Source organism: Micromonospora sp. II (genome assembly GCF_001709195.1).
Taxonomy (GTDB): Bacteria; Actinomycetota; Actinomycetes; order Mycobacteriales; family Micromonosporaceae; genus Micromonospora; species Micromonospora chalcea.
Map to the genome: position 1 here is coordinate 39237 of NZ_LYXF01000004.1, position 17197 is coordinate 56433.

A 17197-nucleotide genomic window follows, 5' to 3' on the forward strand; every position below is an offset into this window, starting at 1 on the left:
TGCTACGCCGGCAGGACGTCCGCCTGGTACGCGTCCTCGCTGATGGCGGCGGCGACGGCGTCCCCGAAGTCCTCCGTCGACATGCCCATCTCCGGCCCGCGCATCGCGCCCAGGCGCGGCAGCACCGCCTTCACCCCGTCCTCCAGGCTGCGGGCCGCCTCCGGGTGGCCCAGGTGCTCCAGCATCAGCGCGGCGCTGAGGATCGACCCGGCGGGGTTGGCCCAGCCCCGGCCCGCGATGTCGGGCGCGGAGCCGTGCACCGGCTCGAACATGCTCGGCGCCGACCCGGTCGGGTTGAGGTTGCCGCTCGCGGCCAGGCCGAGACCGCCCTGCACGGCCGCGCCGAGGTCGGTGATGATGTCGCCGAACAGGTTGTCGGTGACCACGACGTCGAACCGCTCCGGCTGGGTGACCAGGTAGAGGCACATCGCGTCGACGTGCACGTACTCCACCGAGATCTCCGGGTACTCCGCCGCGACCTCCTCGAAGGTCCGCTGCCACAGGTCGCCGGCGTACGTGAGGATGTTCGCCTTGTGCACCAGGGTCACGTGCTTGCGGCGGGTCAGGGCCAGCCGGAAACCGTGCCGGATGAGGCGTTCGACCCCCTTGCGCGTGTTGACCGACTCCTGGGTGGCGATCTCGTCCGGCCCGCCCCGGTGGATGAAACCGCCGGCACCGACGTAGGCGCCCTCGGTGTTCTCCCGCAGGATCACCAGGTCGCACTGCTCCGGACGCAGCCCGCCGATGGGCGAGGGCACACCTGGTAGCAGCTTGACCGGCCGCAGGTTGACGTACTGGTCGAAAGCGGTCCGCAGATGGATGACCAGGCCGCGTTCCAGCACCCCGGGTGGCACCGAGGGGTCGCCGACGGCGCCGAAGAGAATGGCGTCCGCCTTGGCCAGTTCCCGCTCCACGTCCGGCGGCACGACCTGGCCGGTGATCCGCCAGTAGTCCGCGCCGAGTTCGTAGTCTTCCCAGACCAGGTCCAGCCCGAACCGCTGGGCGGCGGCGTCGCACGCCTTGACCGCCTGCGCGGTGACCTCCGGTCCGATGCCGTCGCCGGGCACCAGCGCGATTCGCTGGGCGCTCATTAGTCCACCTCTGTCCGCGTGCAGGAGACCCTCACCTGCCATCGTCGGCCAAGAGTGGCGGGATCGGGCCCTCCGCAACAGGTCCAGGTCTCCGGCTAGGCTGGTACCAGCGGGATGCGGATGGTGTGCGCAGGAGTGCGACGACGGGACGAGGCGAGATCCCCGCGAGAGGTGGGGAGGTCGAGATGGCGGATTTTCTGCTGCCGGTCAACCCGCAGAGCTCGGTTCCGCTCTACGAGCAGATCATCACGGGGCTCGAGGACGCGATCCTCGCGGGGCAGTACGACGACGGCCCGCTGCCCAGCACCCGCCGTCTGGCCGAGGCGCTGGGCGTCTCCCGGAACACGGTGCTGACCGCGTACGACCGGCTCATGGAGCAGGGCCTGATCGCGACGATTCCCCGGCGCGGCCTCTACGTCTCCTCCGAGGCGGTGGTCCGGATGCGGGCCGCGCGCCGGACCTCCCGCTCCGCGACACGGCCCATCGACTGGGAGGCACGGCTGCCCGAGCCGCCGCCCACCCCCGTACACCGGGACCCGGCGTGGTCGCGGGCGCCGTTCCCCTTCGTCGTCGGCCAGCCGGATCCCGGCATGTTCCCCACCGGCGCGTGGGAGCGGGCGCAGCGCGAGGCGGTACGGCAGGACGGGCTGTCCCGGGTGATCGGGGACGCCGGCCAGGCCGACGACCCGCAGCTCGTCCGCCAGCTCTGTGAGCACGTGCTGCCGTCGCGTGGCATCTCGGCCGAGCCGAACCAGGTGATGATCACGCTGGGCTCGACGCACGCGCTGCACCTGCTGGCGAGCGTCCTGGTCCGGCCGGGCAGCGTCGTGCTGGTGGAGGACCCGGGCTACCCCGACGCGCGGACGATCATGCAGATGGCGGGCGCCGACGTGGTGCCCGGCCGGGTGGACGAGGACGGCCTCGTCGTGGAGGACCTGCCGGCCGACCTGCACGGCGCGGAGCTGGTGTACGTCACGCCGAGCCACCAGTACCCGACCGGTGCGACGATGTCAGCGTCCCGGCGTGAGGAGCTGCTGCGCCGGGCCGGCGCGGCGGACGCGGTGGTGATCGAGGACGACTACGACCCGGAGATGACGTTCCGGGGCATCCCGGCGGTCGCGGTGCGGGCGCTGGACGACGAGGACCGCGTGGTCTACCTCGGCAGCTTCAGCAAGCTGCTGGCGCCGGGCCTGCGGCTCGGTTACGTGGTGGCGTCCCCGGCGCTGGTGGAGGCGATGCGGGCCCGCTCCCGCTACGTGCTGCGCCACCCGCCCGGACCGATGCAGCGCGCCCTGGCCCGGATGATCGCCAGCCGGGACCTCGCCCGCCACGTGCGGCGTATCCGCGCCCACTACCAGGGGCTGTACGAGGAGATGACGCGCGCGATCGAGCGCCACGTGCGCTGGGGGCCGCAGCCGGTGCCGCGCGGCGGCCTGGCCCGGTGGATCACCGGCCCGCCCGGTCTGGACGCCGGGCAGCTCGCCGTCGACCTGCGCCGCCAGGGTGTCCTGCTCGACCCGGGCGAGCCGTACTGGACCACCCGCCCCACCCCGCGTCACCACTTGCGGCTGGGGTACCAGGTGATGCCGCTGGACCGGATCGACGAGGGGGTCCGGCGGGTCGCCGCGGCCGTAGAAGACCAGGTCCGGCCACGGCTGGTACCCCCACCGACCCGGAAACTGGACGTTCCCCTCCGGGGTCGGAGTTCGTAACCTCCGACGCCATGACGTCGGACACCCATGCCTCCCTCCGCGCCGGCCATCTCGTGGACGAGCAAGCCGTCGTGTCGCTCACCCAGGACCTGGTCCGCATCCCCTCGACCTGGGACGCCGCGCAGGGGCGGAGCGAGCAGCCAGTGGCGGAGCTCGTCGCGCAGGTCATGCGGGGCTTCGGCTGGCGGCCGGAGGTCACCGAGGTCGTTCCCGGGCGGCCCAACGTGGTGGCGGTGGTGGAGGGCGGCCTGCCCGGCCCGACGCTGATGTTCGAGGGGCACACCGACGTCGTCACCGAGGGTTCTCCCGAGGAGTGGACGGTCGACCCGTTCGGCGGCGACATCGTCGACGGGCGGCTGTACGGTCGCGGCTCCGCCGACATGAAGGCCGGCGTCGCCGCGATGATCCACGCGGCCCGGGCCGTCGAGCTGGCCGGACCGTTCCCGGGCCGGATCGTGGTGGCGGCCCTGGTGGACGAGGAGGGCCAGATGCTCGGCGCGAAGCACTTCACCACCACCGCGCTGGCCCGCGAGGTGGACGCCGCGATCATCTGCGAGCCGGAGGCGGAGGAGATCTGCGCGGTCGCCAAGGGCGCGGTCCGCCTGCTGGTCACCTGCACCGGCAAGATGGCGCACGGCGCGATGCCGCAGCACGGCCGCAACCCCGTGCCGGCGGTGGCGGAACTGGTGGCCGCGCTCGGCCGGTACCAGAAGGAGCTGCAGGCCGACCCGGGGGAGCACGAGCACCTCGGCCTGACGTTCCTGACCCCCACGGTCCTGGACGCCGGCTCCGCCGACCAGCTCAACGTCATCCCCGGCCGCGCCGTGCTCGGCGTGGACTGCCGGACCGTCCCCGGTGTCGACCACGCCGCGCTCGCCGCGCGCGTGCGCTCCGACGCCGACGAAATCGGCGCCCGGCACGGCGTCAGCTTCGCCGTCGAGGTCGTCGACGACCGGCCGTGCGCGGTCACCCCGGAGGACCACCCGATCTCCCTGGCGGTGGCGCAGGCGCACAGCGCCGTCACCGGTACGGCGCCGGTCTTCGGCGGTGTGCCCGGCGCGACCGACGGCACCATCCTGTGGCGCGACAGCGGTATCCCGAACGTGGTGTACGGCCCCGGCCCGAAGTGGATCGCCCACCAGCCCGACGAGTACGTCGAGGTCGACGACATCGTCCGCAAGACCAGGGTCTACGCCGAGGCGGCGCTGGCCTTCCTCACCGGCGCCGCGACGGGTGCGGCGTCGTGACCGCGCAGGAGCTGCTGGGCGCGCTGCCCGCCGGACTGCCGATCGGCGCGGGCTGGGCCACCACCGCGCAGACCGCGCCGGTCCGCTTCCCGTACGACGGCAGCACCGTGACCCAGGCGCCCTGGGGTGACACCGCCGACGCGGAAGCGGCTGTCGACGCCGCGCACGAGGTCGCCGCGGAGATGGCCGGCCTGCCCGGTCACCGGCGGCGCGCCATCCTCACGACAGTCGCCGCCGAGGTCCGCGCCCGCGCCGACGACCTCGCCGAACTGCTGGTCCTGGAGACCGGCAAGCCGCTTGTCGACTGCCGGGTCGAGGTCGCCCGCACGCTCGTCACGCTGGAGACGGCGGCCGAGGAGGTCGGGCACCTCACCGGCGAGACGGTGGCACTGGACATGCAGCCGGCCGGCGAGGGCATGCTCGGCTTCTGGGTACGCCGACCGGTCGGCGTCGTCGTCGGCATCACCGGGTTCAACTACCCGCTGCTGCTGGCCGCGCACAAGGTCGCGCCGTCGGTGGCGGCGGGCTGCCCGGTGATCGTCAAGCCGGCGCCGAACACGCCGCTGGCCACGCTGGTGCTGATCGACCTGTTCCGCCGGGCGGGCTGCCCGGCCGCCGGCGTCCAGCTCGTCACCGGCGGTGTCGAGGTCGGCAAGCTCCTGACCACCCATCCGCGCGTCGCCGCCGTGTCGTTCACCGGGTCCGCGCAGGTCGGCCACCAGATCGCCCGCGCCGCGGCCCCGCGCAAGGTGCTGCTGGAACTCGGGTCCAACGCGGCGCTCGTCGTCGGCCGCGACGCCGACCTCGACCGGGCTGCGGAAGCGGTCGTACGCGGCGGGTTCTACGCCTCCGGCCAGGCGTGCATCAGCGTGCAGCGGGTGATCGTCGAGGAGCCGGTCCGCGAGGCGCTGCTGGACCGCCTCCGGCCGCTGCTGGCGAACGTCACCACAGGTGATCCCCGGTCCGCCGACACCCGCGTGTCCGCCCTGGTGGACGAGGCGTCCACCGAGCGGGTCCACTCGTGGGTGGACCGCGCGGTCGCCGCCGGGGCGCGCTGCCTGGCCGGCGGTACGGCGCAGGGCCGGGTGCTGCAGCCGACGGTGCTCGTCGACGTCCCCGAGGACGCCGAGTGCTGGGCGGAGGAGATCTTCGGGCCGGTGGTCTGCGTCCGGTCGGTGCCGGACATGGACGCGGCAGTCGAGCTGGTCAACCGGTCCCGCTACGGGCTCCAGGCCGCCGTCTTCACCCGCGACCTGGCGGTGGCCCTCGACGTGGTGCGCCGCCTCGACGTCGGTGGCGTGCTCGTCAACGAGGTGCCCGGCTTCCGCGCCGACAACATGCCGTACGGCGGCGTCAAGGACTCCGGCATCGGCCGGGAGGGACCGCGCTTCGCCATGGAGGAGCTGACCGTGACCAAGATGGTGATGATCAGGCCATGATTCGGAGTGGGAGCACACAGGCATGGTGATCTACTTCGTCCGGCGGCTGGCCATCCTCGCGGTATCCCTGTTCGCCGCGTCGATCCTCGTCTTCACGATGCTGTCGCTGCTGCCGGGCGACCAGGCGCAGGCGATGCTCGGCGTGAACGCCACCCCGGAGGCGCTGGAGGCGCTGCGGGAGCAGTTCGGGACGAACCGCCCCTTCACCGAGCGGTACCTCGACTGGGCCGGCGGCCTGATCCGCGGTGACTTCGGCATCTCGCCGCTGAGCGGGGTGTCGGTCGGCTCGGAGATCGGCGACAAGCTCGGCGTGACGGTGCCGCTGATCCTGGCCGGGATGACGCTGGCGCTGCTCATCGCCGTACCCCTGGGCATCCTCGCCGCGGTGAAGAGCCGGACCGCGATCGGCACGGCGCTGTCCGCGCTGAGCCAGGTCGGCATCGCCGTTCCGTCGTTCTGGCTCGGCATCCTGCTCATCACCGTGTTCGCGGTGAAGCTGCAGTGGCTGCCCGCCGGCGGGTTCACCGGATGGGACGACTTCGGCGGCGCCGTGCGGGCCCTGCTGATGCCGGCGCTGGTCCTCGGCGTGGCCCAGGGCGCGATCCTGATGCGCTACGTCCGGTCCGCGGTGGTCGAGGTCATGCAGGAGGACTTCATCCAGACCGCGCGGGCCAAGGGGCTCAGCCGCTCGCAGGCGCTGACCCGGCACGCGCTGCGCAACGCGGCCATTCCGGTCATCACCGTCCTCGGTCTGCAACTCGCGACGCTGCTCATCGGCACCGTCGTGATCGAGAACGTCTTCGGCCTGCCCGGTCTGGGCCGGATGCTGCTGCAGGACGTGGGCAACCGCGACCTGCTGAAGGTGCAGGGCACGGTGATGGTGCTGACCGCCGCGGTGCTTCTGATCAACTTCGTCGTCGACGTGGTGTACCACGCGGTCGACCCCAGGCTGAGGAGCAAGGCATGACATCAGTCGCCGACGCCCCACCGGACGCCACCGCCGACGTCGTCGCGGCCGGCCCGGTCAAGCCGCGCCGCCGCTGGAACCTCACGCTGGTGATCGGCGCCGGCCTGGTGGGCCTGGTCGTCCTCACCGCGCTGGTGTCGTTCCTCTGGACGCCGTACGACCCCACCCGGGTCGACCCGTCGCAGACGCTGCTCTCCCCGGGCGGCGACCACTGGCTCGGCACCGACCACTTCGGCCGGGACATCGTCAGCCAGCTCCTCGTCGGCGCGCGGACCACACTGTTCGTCGGCGTCGTCGCGGTGGCGATCGCGGCCGTCGTCGGCGTACCGCTGGGTCTGCTCGCCGCCACCGGGCACCGCTGGCTCAGCGAGCCGGTGATGCGGGCGCTGGACATCGTGTTCGCGTTCCCGGCCATCCTGCTGGCGATCATCCTGGCGGCAGGCTTCGGCGCGTCCACGCTCACCGGCATGATCGCGATCGGCGTCGCCAACGTCCCGGTGTTCGGCCGCCTCACCCGGGCCGGCGCGATGCAGGTGCTGCAGAGCGACTTCGTGCTGGCCGCGCGCAGCTACGGCCGCCGGGGCGTGGTGCTCATGGTCCGGTACGTGCTGCCCAACATCGCGGCCCTGCTGATCGTGCAGGCGTCGGTGTCGTTCGCGCACGCGGTGCTCGCCGAGGCGGCGCTGTCCTACCTCGGGTACGGCACCCCGCCGCCGACCCCCACCTGGGGCCGGATGCTCCAGGAGGCCCAGAACTACTTCGTCGTGCAGCCGATGCTGGCCGTCTGGCCCGGTCTGGCCATCGCCCTGTCGGTGCTCGGGTTCAACCTCATGGGCGACGGGCTGCGCGACGCCCTCGACCCGCGGCTGAGAGGACGGTGACCGGCGTGAGCGGGCTCGTGGTGGAGGACCTCGTCGTCAAGGTCCACGACATCCAGGCCGTCAAGGGCGTCTCGTTCGAGATCGGGCGGGGCCGGCGGATGGGGCTCATCGGCGAGTCCGGCTGCGGCAAGTCCCTGACCGCGCTCGCGCTGATGGGCCTGCTGCCGCACGGTGTGACGGCGTCCGGCCGGGTGCTGCTCAACGGGCGGAACCTGCTCGACCTGTCCGACAAGCAGATGTGCGCGGTCCGTGGCAACGACATCGCCATGGTGTTCCAGGAGCCGATGACGGCGCTGAACCCGCTGATGCGGGTCGGCAACCAGGTCGCCGAGTCGCTGCGGCTGCACAAGGGGATGAGCCGCGCGGCGGCCTCCGCCCGCGCCGTCGAACTGCTCGAACGGGTCCAGCTGCCCGAGCCCGACCGGACCGCGCGCAAGTACCCGCACCAGCTCTCCGGCGGTCAGCGCCAGCGGGTCGTGCTGGCCATCGCGCTGGCGTGCGACCCGGCCGTGCTGGTCGCGGACGAGCCCACCACCGCGCTGGACGTCACGGTGCAGGCGGAGATGCTGCGGCTGATGGACACGCTGGTGCGCGAGGAGGGCGCGTCGCTGCTGCTCATCACGCACGACCTGCCGGTGGTCGCCAGCATCTGCGAGGAACTGCTCGTCATGTACGGCGGCTCGATCGTCGAGCACGGCGACGTGGCGACCGTCTTCGACTCGCCCCGGCACCCGTACACGGCGGGCCTGCGGGCGTCGACGGTGCTGGAGAGCACCGACGGCAGCGGCCGACTGTCGACCATCCCGGGCCGCGTGCCGTCGCTCGGGTCGTTCCCCACCGGCTGCGTGTACCGCAACCGCTGCTCGCGCGCCGACGACGTCTGCGGCACCGTGCCGCTGCTGACGGCGCCGCCCGGCAGCACCCAGCGGGCCGCCTGCCACCACCCGATCGAGAGCGACCAGCCCCTAGGAAGCGGGAAGGCCAGCGCATGACCACCACCCCGTTGCTGGAAGCCGTCGACGTGGTGCGCGAGTACCGCGCCCCGCGGCGGTCGCTGCGTACGCCGGGCCAGCCGATCCGCGCGCTCGACGGCGTGAGCGTGCAGGTCCACGAGGGCGAGGCGTTCGGCATCGTGGGGGAGAGCGGCTCCGGCAAGTCGACGCTGTCGCGCATCCTCATGGCCCTCGACCAGCCGACGTCGGGCACCGCGTTCTACAACGGCCAGCGCATCAGCGGCGTACCGGAGCGGAAGCTCGCGTTCCTGCGGCGCGACGTGCAGATGGTGCTCCAGGACCCGATGTCGTCGCTGAACCCGCGGATGCGCGTCGCGGACATCATCGCGGAGCCGATGCGCGCGCTGCGCCTGCCCGGCGACCACCGGGCCCGGGTGGCCGAGCTGATGCACTCCGTCGGCCTGCCCGAGGAGGCGGTGACCCGCTACCCGCACCAGTTCTCCGGCGGTCAGCGGCAGCGCATCGCGATCGCCCGCGCCCTCGCGGCCGGGCCCAAGGTCATCGTCGGGGACGAGCCGGTCAGCGCGCTCGACGTGTCGGTGCGCGCGCAGATCCTCAACCTGCTCACCGACCTGGCCGAGCAGTTCAAGCTGACCCTGATCCTGGTCTCCCACGACCTGTCCGTGGTCCGGTACCTCTGCGACCGGATCGCGGTGATGAACCAGGGCCGGATCGTCGAGACGGGTGACACCGAATCGATCTACTCCGACCCTCAGCACCCCTACACCCAGAGGCTGCTGTCCGCGGTGCCCACCCTGAGCGGCGACCTCCTGGACCGATTCAACAGGAGCAGCACATGAGGTTGGTTGACCGCGTCGCCGTCGTCACCGGAGGCGCCAGCGGCATCGGACTGGCCACCGTCGGCCGGCTGGTCGAGGAGGGCGCGCGCGTCGTCATCGCCGACCTCGACGGCGACCGCGCCGCCGAGGCGGCCGCCGGCTTCGGGTCCGCCGTCGTCGGCGTGGCCTGCGACGTCACCCGGGCGCAGGACTGCCGCGCCGCCGTCGAGACCGCCGTCGAGCGGTTCGGGCGGCTCGACCTCATGCACGCGAACGCCGGTACGCCGTTCACCGGACCGGTCGACGAGGTGGACCAGGCGACGCTGGACCGCGTGATCGACGTCAACCTCAAGGGCGCGTTCTGGACCGCGCAGGCGGCCGTGCCCGCGCTGATCGAGGCCGGCGGCGGCGCGATCGTGTTCACCGCGTCCCTGCAGGCCGTCATCGCCCGCCCCCGGTACGCGCCGTACACCGCCGCCAAGCACGGCGTCATCGGCCTGATGAAGGCGCTGGCGCTGGAACTCGCGCCGCACGGCATCCGGGTCAACGCGATCGCCCCGGCGGCGACCGAGACGCCGATGCTGTCGGCGTTCCTCGGTGGCATGGGCGACGTGCCGGACAGCGCCCGGGAGAACTTCCGCGCGTCCATTCCGCTGGGCCGCATGGCGACGCCACGGGACTCCGCCGACGCGGTGGTGTTCCTCGCCAGCGAGGAGGCGCGGATGGTCACGGGCCACACGCTCGTCCTCGACGGCGGCACGACGGCCGGCTGAGGCGTACCGTGACCAGTTCGCTGGCGGACCCTTCGTACGAGGGCACGATCGGACGCACCTACCACGACTCGACGGAGCACTGGAGCGCGCCGCCGTCGGCCGCCCCGGGCACCCCGAACGTGGTGTACGTGCTGCTGGACGACGTCGGGTTCGCCGACTTCGGCTGCTTCGGCGCCGAGATCGACACCCCGACGATCGACCGGCTGGCCGCGTCCGGGCTGCGGTACACCAACTTCCACACGTCGCCGCTGTGCTCGCCGACCCGGGCCAGCGTGCTCACCGGCCGCAACCACCACAGCGTCGGCATGCGCATGCTGTCCAACTTCGACAGCGGCTTCCCCAGCGGCCGGGGCCGGATCACCCACGCCGCCGCCACCGTCGCGGAGATGCTCGCCGACGCCGGGTTCAACACCATGGCGGTCGGCAAGTGGCACGTCGCGCCGCTGGAGCACACCACGCCGTCCGGGCCGTACGACCAGTGGCCGCTGGGGCGCGGCTTCGAGCGGTACTACGGCTTCCTGGAGGCGGAGACCGACAACTTCTATCCGGAGCTGGTCCACGACAACCACCAGGTGGACCCGCCGGCCACCCCGGAGGAGGGTTACCACCTCACCGAGGACCTGACCGACCGGGCCATCGGGTTCGTCCGGGACCAGACGTCGTTCACCCCGGAGAAGCCGTTCTTCCTTTATCTGGCGTACGCCGCGGCGCACGCCCCGCACCAGGCCCCGCCGGAGTACCTGGCGAAGTACCGGGGCCGCTACGACGCCGGCTGGGACGTCGTCCGCGCGGACCGGCACCGGCGGCAGATCGGGCTGGGCATCATCCCGCCGGACGCGCCGCTGCCACCGCACAACCCCGGCGTCGTGCCGTGGGACGACGTGCCGCCGGAGCAGCGCCGCCTGTTCGCCCGCATGCAGGAGGCGTACGCGGCGATGGTCGACCACACCGACGCCCAGCTCGGGCGCCTGGTCGACTTCCTGGAGCGGATCGGCCGCCTCGACAACACGATCTTCGTCCTCATGTCGGACAACGGGGCCAGCCCCGAGGGCACGCCGCTCGGCACGCTCAACCCCACCGCCTTCCAGAACCGGGTGCCGGAGAACCTCCAGGACAGCCTGGACCGGATCGACGAGATCGGCGGCCCGCGGGCGCAGAGCAACTACCCGCTGGGCTGGGCGCAGGTCAGCAACACCCCGTTCCGCCGTTACAAGCAGCACACCCACGAGGGCGGGGTCCGGGTGCCGTTCGTGCTGAGCTGGCCGGCCGGTGACGTGCCCGGCGGGCAGGTGCGCACGCAGTTCCAGCACAGCATCGACGTCACCGCGACGGTGCTCGACCTGGTCGGGGTGCAGCCGCCCGCGGTGCGCCGGGGCGTACCGCAGATGCCGCTGCACGGCCGCAGCTTCCGCGACGGGCTGCGCGACCCGGCGGCGCCGCCGTCGCGGGACCGCCAGTACTTCGAGATGTTCGGCCACCGGGGCATCTACCACCAGGGCTGGAAGGCTGTCGCGTTCCACGAGCGCGGCACCTCGTGGGACGAGGACCGCTGGGAGCTGTACCGGATCGACGAGGACCCGACCGAGAGCCGGGACCTCGCCGCCGAGTACCCGGAGGTGCTGCGGCGTCTCATCGAGGAGTTCTGGATCGAGGCGGCCCGCTACGACGTGCTGCCGCTGGACGACAGGGGATTCGCGGTCCGGGCCCGGGTGCCACGCCCCGGGTCGGTGCGGGACCGGCTTGTCTTCACCTACCTGGCGGGCGTACCGACTGTGTCCGGCGCGGCGGTGCCGCCGACGATGAACCGCTCGCACGCCATCACCGCGCGGGTGCGCCGCACCGACGCGGCGCAGGGCGGCGTGATCGTGGCGCTCGGCAACGTCAGCGGCGGCTACGTGCTGCACATCAAGGACAACCGCCTGGCGTACGAGTACAACTACCTCGGCGAGCACCACGTGCTGCGGTCCGAGGGCGAGCTGCCGCTGGGCCCGGTGGAGCTGACGTTCGAGCTGACCAAGACCGCCGACTGCCAGGGCGTCGGCCGGCTGTACGTGGACGGCGAGGCGGCGGGCGCGGCGCTGTTCCCGCGGTTGCTGCCGTTCTTCCACGGGTTCGCGGGCATGGACATCGGGCGCAGCATCCACTCGCCGGTGTCGCCGAGCTACCCGGCCCGGCACGAGTTCTCCGGCGAGCTGGAGTACGTGCGGTTCCGGCTGGCCGCGTCCGAGGAGGTCGGCGAGCCCATCGCGGCGGCGGACGACGTCGCGCCACGGCCGTCGGCCGGCGTCGGGTTCGAGGTCGTGGACTGACGCGCGCGGCGCGTACGGCGACGGCGCGTGGACGGACCTCGTTGTCCGTCCACGCGCCGTCTGTCTACCGGGGCCTCAGCGCAGGGCCAGGCCCCACAGCGGGTCCTCCAGGAACCGCCCGACGTGGGCGAGCACCCGGCTGCCCAGCTCCCCGTCCACGAGCCGGTGGTCGAACGACAGCGACAACTGCACCGTCCACCGGGGAACGACCTGCTCGTCGACGACCCACGGCATGCGGCGCAGCGCGCCGAGGCAGAGGATCGCCGCCTCACCGGGGTTGAGGATCGGGGTGCCCGCGTCCACCCCGAACACTCCGATGTTGGTGATGGTGACGGTGCCGCCGGCCAGGTCGGCGGGACGGGTGCGGCCCTCCCGCGCGGTGGCTGCCAGCTCGTTCAGCGCGACCGCGAGGTCCCGTACCGGAAGGGTCTGCGCGGCCTTGACGTTCGGCACCAGCAGGCCGCGCGGCGTCGCGGCGGCGATGCCGAGGTTGACGTCGGCGAACCGGACGATCTCCTGGTTCTCCTCGTCCCACCGGGCGTTGACGTCCGGGTGCCGGCGGATCGCGTCCAGCAGCGCCAGCGACGCCACGAGCAGCGGGCTGACCTTGATGCCTTGGAAGGACGGGTCCTGCTTCAGCCGGTCCACGAACTCGACGGTGCCGGTCATGTCGACGGTGAGGAACTCCGTGACGTGCGGCGCGGTGAACGCGCTGGCGACCATGGCGGCGGCCGTCGCCTTGCGCACCCCGCGTACGGGCAGGCGCTCGTCGCTGCGGTGCTCGGCCACCGGCGCGGGGCCGGTGGTGTGGTCGAGCAGGTCCTGGCGCGTGATCCGGCCGCCGGGGCCGCTGCCGCGCACGTCGGCCAGTTCCACGCCGAGGTCCTTCGCGAGCTTGCGCAGCGGCGGCTTGGTGAGCACCGGCGGCCGGGACGTGTGCGGCCGGCGGGCCGGCTCGGCCGGGCGGACCGACGGCGTGGCGCGGCGGGGCCGGCGGGTCCGCGCCTGGGCGGACACCCCGTAGCCCACGAGCACCGCGGTACGTTCCGCCGCCGGCTCGTCAACGGCCGGTTCGTCAGCGGTCGGCGGCGCGGCCGCGGGCTCGTCGGCGGGCGTCGCCGGGCCGTCCCCCGGCACCCGGATCGCGATGATCGGCGCGCCGACCTCGACGGTCTGCCCCTCCTCGGCGAGCAGGCGGTCCACCACCCCGGCGTACGGGCTGGGCAGCTCGACGACGGCCTTTGCCGTCTCGATGTCCACCAGGATGTCGTTGAGGCCGACCGGATCGCCCGGAGCGACCCGCCAGGTGACGATCTCGGCCTCCGTGAGGCCCTCGCCGACGTCGGGCAGGCGGAACTGCTGAACGCTCACTGGTACCTCTCCCTTCACGCGGCCAGGACGCGGTCGACGGCGTCGAGGATCCGGTCCAGGTCGGGCAGGTACTCCTCCTCGACCTTGGCCGGCGGGTACGGCAGGTTGAACCCGCCGACCCGCTCGACCGGCGCCTCCAGCGAGTAGAAGCACCGGCTCGTCACCTGCGCGACGACCTCGGCGCCGAACCCGGCGAACGTGGGGGCCTCGTGGACCACCACCGCCCGCCCGGTACGGCGGACCGACTCCTCGATGGTCGCCACGTCCAGCGGGGAGATGGACCGCAGGTCGATCACCTCGATGTCGCGGCCCTCCTGCGCCGCGGCCTCGGCGGCGGCGACGCAGGTGGCGACGGTGCCGCCGTACGTCAGCAGCGTGACGTCGGCACCGGGACGCACGACGCGGGCGCGGTGAAGCGGCATCGGCGGCCCGGCGTCCTCCGGTGTCACCTCGCCCTTGACCCAGTAGCGGCGCTTCGGCTCGTAGAAGATCACCGGGTCGTCACCGGCGACGGCCTGGCGGATCATCCAGTGCGCGTCGTCCGGGCTGGCGCAGTAGACGACCCGCAGCCCGGCGGTGTGCGCGAAGTACGCCTCGTTCGACTCGCTGTGGTGCTCCACCGCGCCGATGCCGCCGCCGACCGGGATGCGCACCACCACCGGCAGGGCGGTACGGCCGCCGGTGCGGGCCCGCATCTTGGCGAGCTGGGAGACGATCTGGTTGAACGCGGGGTAGACGAAGCCGTCGAACTGGATCTCGCAGACCGGGCGGTACCCGCGCAGCGCCAGCCCGATGGCGGTGCCGATGATCCCGGACTCGGCGAGGGTGGTGTCCACCACCCGGGCCTCGCCGAAGTCCTTCTGCAGACCGTCGGTGACCCGGAAGACGCCGCCGAGCCGGCCGACGTCCTCGCCCATCAGGAGGACCTTGTCGTCGTCCTCCATGGCGCGGCGCAGGCCGCTGTTCAGTGCCTGACAGAGAGTGAGCATGAACGAGTTCTCCGATCGGGGCGGACGTCAGTCGAGGAAGGAGCCGCGGTAGGCGACGAACGCGTCGCGCTCCTCCCGCAGAAGCTGGGGCACGTCGGACAGCACCGTGGCGAAGGCGTCCGCGAGGTCCGGGGCCGTCAGGGCCAGGCACTCCCGGCGGGTCCGGTCGGCGAGTTCGTCCGCCTCGGCCTGGATCTGGCCGAGGAACGTCTCGTCGCTCCAGCCCTCGGCGCGCATCAGCGCCTCGACCCGGGCCAGCGGGTCCCGCGCCCGCCAGGCTTCCAACTCGTCGTCGGTGCGGTACCGGGTCGGGTCGTCGGACGTGCTGTGCCCGCCCATCCGGTACGTGGTGGCCTCGACGATCGCGGGGCCGGCGCCGGCGCGGGCGTGCTCGGTCACCGCCGACGTCACCGCGTACACCGCCAGCACGTCGTTGCCGTCGACCCACTCGCTGCGCAGGCCGAACCCGGCGCCGCGCCGGTGGATCGGGGTACGCGTCTGCGACGCGGTCGGCGTGGAGATGGCCCACTGGTTGTTCTGGCAGAAGAACACCATCGGGGCGGCGTTGACGGCGGCGATGTTCATTGCCTCGCTCGCGTCGCCCTCACTGGCCGCGCCGTCACCGAAGTACGTCACTACCACCGTGTCGCTGCCGTCGCGCTGCACGCCGAGCGCGTACCCGGTGGCGTGCAGCAGCTGCGCGGCCAGCACCAGCGTGTAGATGTGGAACGAGTACGGCTCCGGGTCCCAGCCGCTGTGCGCGACGCCGCGCCACTGCCGGAGCAGGTCGGCCGGGCCGATGCCGCGCCACAGCGCCGCCGCGTGCTCGCGGTAGCTCGGGAAGACGTAGTCGTCGGCGCGTACCGCCGCGACGGAGCCGACCTGTGCGGCCTCCTGGCCACGGCACTGCAGCCACAGGCCCAGCTCGCCCTGTCGCTGCAACGCGAACGCCTCGTCGTCGAGGCGGCGGGCCAGCCGCATCCCCCGGTACAGGTCGCGGGTGAGGCGGCCGAGGGCGTCTCGGTCGACGTCCACGTCCGGGTGCAGGCGTCCGTCCGGGGTGACGAGCTGGGTCCAGCCCTCGGCGGCGCGCGGAAGGTCGGTGGTGCCGGTGAAGGGGTTGGTGACCGGTGGGTCGGCGAGATCTACGGTAGTCATTCGTCACCTTCTGGGTGCGTCGGTCTCCGCGTCACCGGGGTCGCCGGCCGTCTCGCGGATCTCGGATATGGGACCGCCCGCCGGAGTGGACCCGGCGGGCGGTGATGGGCGTACGTCTAGACCGTGTGCCGGTCGGCGAGTGTCAGCGCCTCGTCGAGGACCGCCAGTCCCGCCTTGGCCTCCGTCTCCGACACGGTGCAGGGCGGCACCACGTGGATCCGGTTGAAGTTGGCGAACACGACCAGGCCGCCCCGCTTGCACTCGGCCAGCACGTCGTTCATCTCCGGCGACGAGGCCCCGTACGGCGCCAGCGGCTCCCGGGTCTCGCGGTCGCGGACCAGTTCCAGCGCCCAGAAGACGCCGAGCCCGCGTACGTCCCCGACGCTCGGGTGCCGCTCGGCGATCTCGCGCAGCCCCGGGCCGAGCACGTCCGCGCCGATCCGGGCGGCGTTCTCGACGATGCCCTCGTCCCGCATCGCGTTGATGGTCGCGACGGCGGCGGCGGTGGCCAGCGGGTGGCCGGAGTAGGTCAGCCCGCCGGGGTAGGGGCGGGTGGCGAACGTGTCGGCGACGTGGTCGGCGATCACCACCCCGCCGAGCGGCACGTAACCGGAGTTCACGCCCTTGGCGAAGGTGATCAGGTCGGGCGTCACGCCGTAGTGGTCGATGGCGAACCAGGCGCCGGTACGCCCGAACCCCGCCATCACCTCGTCGGCGATGTAGAGGATGCCGTGCCTGTTGCACAGCTCGCGTACGCCGGCCAGGAAGCCCGGCGGCGGCGGCATGATGCCGGCGGTGCCCGGCACGGTCTCCAGCACGATCGCGGCGATGGTGGACGGGCCCTCCATCTCCACGACGCGTTCGAGGTGGCGCAGCGCGAGCCGGCTCTCCTCCTCCTCGGTCGTGGCGCCGAACTCCGACCGGTACAGGAACGGGCCGAAGAAGTGCACGACCCCGGCGGTGCCGTTGTCGCTGGGCCAGCGACGCGGGTCGCCGGTCAGGTTCACCGCGGTCTGGGTGCCGCCGTGGTAGCTGCGGTACTGGGACAGCACCTTCGGCCGGCCGGTGTGCAGCCGGGCCATCCGGACGGCGTGCTCGATCGCGTCCGCGCCGCCGTTTGTGAAGAACACCTTCTCCAGGCCCGCCGGGGTCCGCTCGGCGATCAGCCGGGCCGCCTCGCTGCGGGCGTCGTTGGCGTACGACGGCGCGATGGTGCACAGCTTGGCGGCCTGCTCCTGGATCGCCGCCACGACCGCCGGGTGCTGGTGGCCGATGTTGGTGTTGACGAGCTGGGAGGAGAAGTCCAGGTAGCGGTTCCCGTCGCCGTCCCAGAAGTACGAGCCCTCGGCGCGCTCGACGACCATCGGGTCGAGCAGGGCCTGGGCCGACCAGGAGTGGAAGACGTGGGCGCGGTCGAGTTCGTAGGTGCGGCGTGCGCTGGTGCTCATTGTCGCGTCTCTCCCGCTGC

Annotated in this window: 14 protein-coding genes; 9 read left to right on the plus strand and 5 right to left on the minus strand. The window is 72.7% G+C overall.

The window, feature by feature from the left end; translation table 11 throughout:
* Positions 1-2 precede the first annotated feature (2 nt).
* The gene (locus A8711_RS01385) at positions 3-1091 is read right to left on the minus strand and encodes a 3-isopropylmalate dehydrogenase (protein ID WP_043328752.1); all 1089 of its coding nucleotides are present in this window, start codon (positions 1089-1091) and stop codon (positions 3-5) included.
* 185 nt (positions 1092-1276) lie between these two features.
* Here A8711_RS01385 and A8711_RS01390 point away from each other — a divergent pair, with 185 nt between their 5' ends.
* Genes A8711_RS01390 through A8711_RS01430 form a run of 9 tightly spaced genes read left to right on the plus strand, consistent with a single transcriptional unit; the run spans position 1277 to position 12211 of the window.
* Positions 1277-2803 (plus strand): PLP-dependent aminotransferase family protein, encoded by a 1527-nt coding sequence (locus A8711_RS01390; protein WP_064447809.1) that lies wholly within the window; start codon positions 1277-1279, stop codon positions 2801-2803.
* 11 nt (positions 2804-2814) lie between these two features.
* The gene (locus tag A8711_RS01395; RefSeq protein WP_043328753.1) at positions 2815-4050 is read left to right on the plus strand and encodes a M20 family metallopeptidase; all 1236 of its coding nucleotides are present in this window, start codon (positions 2815-2817) and stop codon (positions 4048-4050) included.
* Complete coding sequence (locus tag A8711_RS01400) at positions 4047-5489, plus strand: aldehyde dehydrogenase family protein (protein WP_069087251.1); 1443 nt, start codon at positions 4047-4049, stop codon at positions 5487-5489. The genes A8711_RS01395 and A8711_RS01400 overlap by 4 nt, the downstream gene beginning before the upstream one ends.
* Positions 5490-5511: 22 nt before the next feature.
* Complete coding sequence (locus A8711_RS01405; RefSeq protein WP_069087252.1) at positions 5512-6456, plus strand: ABC transporter permease; 945 nt, start codon at positions 5512-5514, stop codon at positions 6454-6456.
* Positions 6453-7337, plus strand: a complete 885-nt coding sequence (locus tag A8711_RS01410) for an ABC transporter permease (RefSeq protein WP_043328759.1) — start codon at positions 6453-6455, stop codon at positions 7335-7337. Before A8711_RS01405 ends, A8711_RS01410 begins: the two co-directional genes overlap by 4 nt.
* A 5-nt stretch (positions 7338-7342) precedes the next feature.
* Positions 7343-8329, plus strand: coding sequence for an ABC transporter ATP-binding protein (locus A8711_RS01415; RefSeq protein ID WP_223201327.1), 987 nt, complete (start codon positions 7343-7345; stop codon positions 8327-8329).
* Entirely contained in the window at positions 8326-9150 is an 825-nt protein-coding gene (locus tag A8711_RS01420) for an ATP-binding cassette domain-containing protein (RefSeq protein WP_030503861.1), read from the plus strand. Before A8711_RS01415 ends, A8711_RS01420 begins: the two co-directional genes overlap by 4 nt.
* Positions 9147-9902, plus strand: a complete 756-nt coding sequence (locus A8711_RS01425) for an SDR family NAD(P)-dependent oxidoreductase (protein ID WP_043328763.1) — start codon at positions 9147-9149, stop codon at positions 9900-9902. The genes A8711_RS01420 and A8711_RS01425 overlap by 4 nt, the downstream gene beginning before the upstream one ends.
* Before the next feature lie 8 nt (positions 9903-9910).
* Positions 9911-12211 (plus strand): arylsulfatase, encoded by a 2301-nt coding sequence (locus tag A8711_RS01430; RefSeq protein ID WP_069087253.1) that lies wholly within the window; start codon positions 9911-9913, stop codon positions 12209-12211.
* Between the two features lie 75 nt (positions 12212-12286).
* On the opposite strand, the gene A8711_RS01435 is transcribed toward A8711_RS01430, so the two are convergent.
* The 4 genes from A8711_RS01435 to A8711_RS01450 all read right to left on the minus strand — a co-directional run bounded on the left by A8711_RS01435 (position 12287) and on the right by A8711_RS01450 (position 17177).
* Entirely contained in the window at positions 12287-13582 is a 1296-nt protein-coding gene (locus tag A8711_RS01435; protein ID WP_069087254.1) for a dihydrolipoamide acetyltransferase family protein, read from the minus strand.
* Between the two features lie 14 nt (positions 13583-13596).
* Entirely contained in the window at positions 13597-14571 is a 975-nt protein-coding gene (locus A8711_RS01440; RefSeq protein ID WP_043328770.1) for an alpha-ketoacid dehydrogenase subunit beta, read from the minus strand.
* A 27-nt stretch (positions 14572-14598) separates the two neighbouring features.
* Positions 14599-15729, minus strand: a complete 1131-nt coding sequence (locus tag A8711_RS01445) for a thiamine pyrophosphate-dependent dehydrogenase E1 component subunit alpha (protein ID WP_064447801.1) — start codon at positions 15727-15729, stop codon at positions 14599-14601.
* Between the two features lie 116 nt (positions 15730-15845).
* Positions 15846-17177, minus strand: a complete 1332-nt coding sequence (locus A8711_RS01450; protein WP_069087255.1) for an aspartate aminotransferase family protein — start codon at positions 17175-17177, stop codon at positions 15846-15848.
* Positions 17178-17197 lie beyond the last annotated feature (20 nt).

Coding starts and splice junctions, on each gene's coding strand:
- A8711_RS01385 (WP_043328752.1), bottom strand. CDS start 1,091: ATGAGCGCCCAGCGAATCGCGCTGGTGCCCGGCGACGGCATCGGACCG.
- A8711_RS01390 (WP_064447809.1), top strand. CDS start 1,277: ATGGCGGATTTTCTGCTGCCGGTCAACCCGCAGAGCTCGGTTCCGCTC.
- A8711_RS01395 (WP_043328753.1), top strand. CDS start 2,815: ATGACGTCGGACACCCATGCCTCCCTCCGCGCCGGCCATCTCGTGGAC.
- A8711_RS01405 (WP_069087252.1), top strand. CDS start 5,512: ATGGTGATCTACTTCGTCCGGCGGCTGGCCATCCTCGCGGTATCCCTG.
- A8711_RS01410 (WP_043328759.1), top strand. CDS start 6,453: ATGACATCAGTCGCCGACGCCCCACCGGACGCCACCGCCGACGTCGTC.
- A8711_RS01420 (WP_030503861.1), top strand. CDS start 8,326: ATGACCACCACCCCGTTGCTGGAAGCCGTCGACGTGGTGCGCGAGTAC.
- A8711_RS01425 (WP_043328763.1), top strand. CDS start 9,147: ATGAGGTTGGTTGACCGCGTCGCCGTCGTCACCGGAGGCGCCAGCGGC.
- A8711_RS01440 (WP_043328770.1), bottom strand. CDS start 14,571: ATGCTCACTCTCTGTCAGGCACTGAACAGCGGCCTGCGCCGCGCCATG.
- A8711_RS01445 (WP_064447801.1), bottom strand. CDS start 15,729: ATGACTACCGTAGATCTCGCCGACCCACCGGTCACCAACCCCTTCACC.
- A8711_RS01450 (WP_069087255.1), bottom strand. CDS start 17,177: ATGAGCACCAGCGCACGCCGCACCTACGAACTCGACCGCGCCCACGTC.